Source organism: Aquabacterium sp. (genome assembly GCF_021768455.1).
Classification (GTDB): Bacteria; Pseudomonadota; Gammaproteobacteria; order Burkholderiales; family Burkholderiaceae_C; genus Aquabacterium.
In genome coordinates this window covers 1-2680 of record NZ_JAIZVX010000254.1, presented here as the reverse complement: position 1 = coordinate 2680, position 2680 = coordinate 1, and the positions used below count along the sequence as shown (strand labels likewise).

2 protein-coding genes and 1 pseudogene are annotated in these 2680 nt (G+C 67.7%); all 3 read right to left on the bottom strand.

The window, feature by feature from the left end:
• Positions 1-1811 (bottom strand): hypothetical protein (locus QZ994_RS19425; RefSeq protein WP_290877623.1); only part of this gene is annotated, 1811 nt, incomplete at its 3' end.
• A gap of 30 nt (positions 1812-1841) precedes the next feature.
• Positions 1842-2360: a DUF3429 domain-containing protein gene (locus QZ994_RS19420; RefSeq protein ID WP_290877620.1), complete on the bottom strand. Its 519-nt coding sequence runs from the start codon at positions 2358-2360 to the stop codon at positions 1842-1844.
• A gap of 113 nt (positions 2361-2473) precedes the next feature.
• Positions 2474-2680, bottom strand: a pseudogene (locus QZ994_RS19415) (ribosomal RNA small subunit methyltransferase I); the annotation flags it as partial.

The window sequence follows — 2680 nt, the reverse complement described above, 5'->3', positions numbered from 1 at the left end:
CGCAGCCAGGCGCGCCGGCGGGCGGTCTGCTCGGGGCTGGCCTGGCGCTCGTCCGGGCTCAGCGTCACCAGCTGGGCCGCACGGCCCGGCTGTCCTTGTGGGGCCAGGGCCAAGGCGGGCAGGGTGAGGTGCAGCACACGGCCGTCGCGGCCCACGAGCAGGGTCTGCGCCTGCTCGGCCTGGTGCCAGGTGGCGAGGTCTTCGCCGCGGCGCAGGCGCCAGCCGTCCAGGGCGATCAGCTCATCGCCAGCGCTGAGGCCTGCTGCCTCGGCCAGTCCGCCTCGCAACAGGGCCTGTGCCTTCAGGCTGCCACCGGCCTCGCTCAGTTTCAGGCCCAGTCGCTGGGCCAGGGGCGGTTTGCTGTCGGTCCAGCCCACGCCCAGGCCGGTGAACAGAGCGGCCAGCGGCAGGTCGGCCGTGCCTTCTGTCCACTGGCTCAGCAGGTCATGCCAGGCCTCGGCCACCGTGGTGCGGGTTCGGGCGCAGGCGCCGGTTGGGGGCAGTGCGCCAGCTTCGTCGGCCAGGGCCTGTGCCACATCGCCTTCGGTGATGGCGCGACCCAGCTGCCACAGGCGGTGCATGACGCCGTCCAGACAGGGCTGGTGCTTGCCCTGTGGCGGCACCTGGCGCAGGGCGAGATCGAGCGCCAGCGCCACCAGCGAGCCCTTGGTGTAGTAGCTCACGGTGGCGTTGGCCGTGTTTTCGTCCTGACGGTAGTAGCGTGTCCAGGCGTCGAAGCTGGCCTGGCCCACGCTGTGGTCGAGTCTGCCCGGTGTGTTGAGCACCTGGTTCACCGTCTTGCCCAGCAGCTTGAGGTAGGTGCCTGCATCGATCAGGCCGGTGCGCAGCAGGAACTGGTCGTCGTAATAGGACGTGAAGCCTTCGAAGAACCACAGCATGCGCGTGTGGTTCTCCTGGGTGTAGTCGTAGGGGGCAAAAGCCGTGGGCTTGAGCCGCTTGACGTTCCAGGTGTGAAAGTACTCGTGGCTGATCAGGCCCAGCAGGGTGGTGTAGGCATCCTGGTTGAGCGGGCGGCCCTGGCGAGGCAGGTCTTTGCGGCCACAGATCAGGGCCGTGCTCTGGCGGTGTTCCAGGCCGCCATAGCCGTCTTCCACGGTGTTGAGCATGAACACATAGTGGTCGAAAGGTGGTTTGCGCCGGCCATGCCAGAAAGCGATCTGTGCCTCGCAGATCTTCCGGCTGTCGTCCAGCAGGCGCTGTCCGTCCAGGTCGGGCGGGGCGCCTGCCACCACGAACTCGTGGCGCACGCCCTTGGCCATGAACTCGCCGCGCCAGAAGGTGCCCAGTTCCACCGGGTGGTCCACCAGGGCGTCGTAATCGGGGGCCTGATAGTCGCCCAGGCCTTGGGCGTTCACCTTCACGCGAGGCAGCGAGGTGGCCACGGCCCAGCCTTTGGGCAGGCCGGTCACCTTCAGGCGCTGGGGTTGGTCCTCCAAGCCTTCGACCTTCAGGAAGACGCTGGTGCCATTGAAGAAGCCGCGGCTGGCATCCAGGAAGGCGGCACGCACCGAGGTGTCGAAGGCGTAGACCTCATAGCGCAGCGTCAGGGGCTTGCCTGCAACGGTGTCGACCACCCAGCTGGCCTTGCCCGTGGGCATCACGGCGCAGGGTTGTCCGCCTTGTTCGGCGCGGATCGGGCTGAGGTGGCGCGCAAATTCGCGCACCAGGTAGCTGCCGGGGATCCACACCGGCAGGCTCAAGGCCTGTTGCGCCTGGGGCTTGCCCACCTTGAGCGTGACTGCAAACAGGTGGGCGTGGGCGTCGCCCACTTCAATGCGGTAATCGATCATGAATGGGCGTGTTGGGTGGATGGGCGTCGATCAGATCTGGGCGGCGGCCAGGAAGCAGCTCAGGCTGGCGAACACGGTCAACCGAAAGCGCATCGTCATCCAGCCTGCCATGCCCAGTTCGGGGTAGCGCTTGCGGTCACTGAGGTAGCAGCCGATCAGCAGCACGCCCAGCACGACGAGGCCCGCGTGCGGCGGCATCAGCAGCGCCACCCAGGCGGCCAGCGAGTAGGCGATGCCAGCCCACAGCGCACGGTGGTGCATCGGGCCGTCGGCTTCACCGGCCGCACTGCGCAGCATCACCAGGCCCCAGGGCACACCGCCCAGGAATGACACGATCAGGGCCGCGTAGCTGGTCACGGCGCCCACCACAAAATTGAACGGTGGCGGCTCCACCCGGCCAGACAGCAGCCAGATGAACAGGGCACCCCCGATGAAGGGGATCAGCCCGGCGTAGCCGAGTTTGCGGGCCAGCTCGCTGGGTTCGCTGTGGTGGTGGGGATCCTGGGGCAGAACCAGGGGGGAGGCCATGGAGGAAGAAGGCGTGTTCACGTTGCCGTGCTTTCGGTGCAGGGTGGGGCGGGAGGGTGTGTGCCCCCACATTGTGTCAAGAAGCGCAAGGCCGTTGCGGAGGTGGGTGACACTCGCTCGGCTTTGGGCCTTGTTCAGGGGGCCAGCCAGCTGAACACGGCCGGGACGTCGTCCGGCAGCGCCAGCGATGTCTGGCGCCACTGAGCCACCGAGGCCGTGCGGCTGAAGCCATGCGGCAGGGTCAGGCCACAGCTCACGCTGAGCAAGGTGCCGGGTTGCAGTTGCGCCACCAGGGTCTGCCAAAGGGCCATGTTGCGGTAGGGCGTCTCGATCAGCAACTG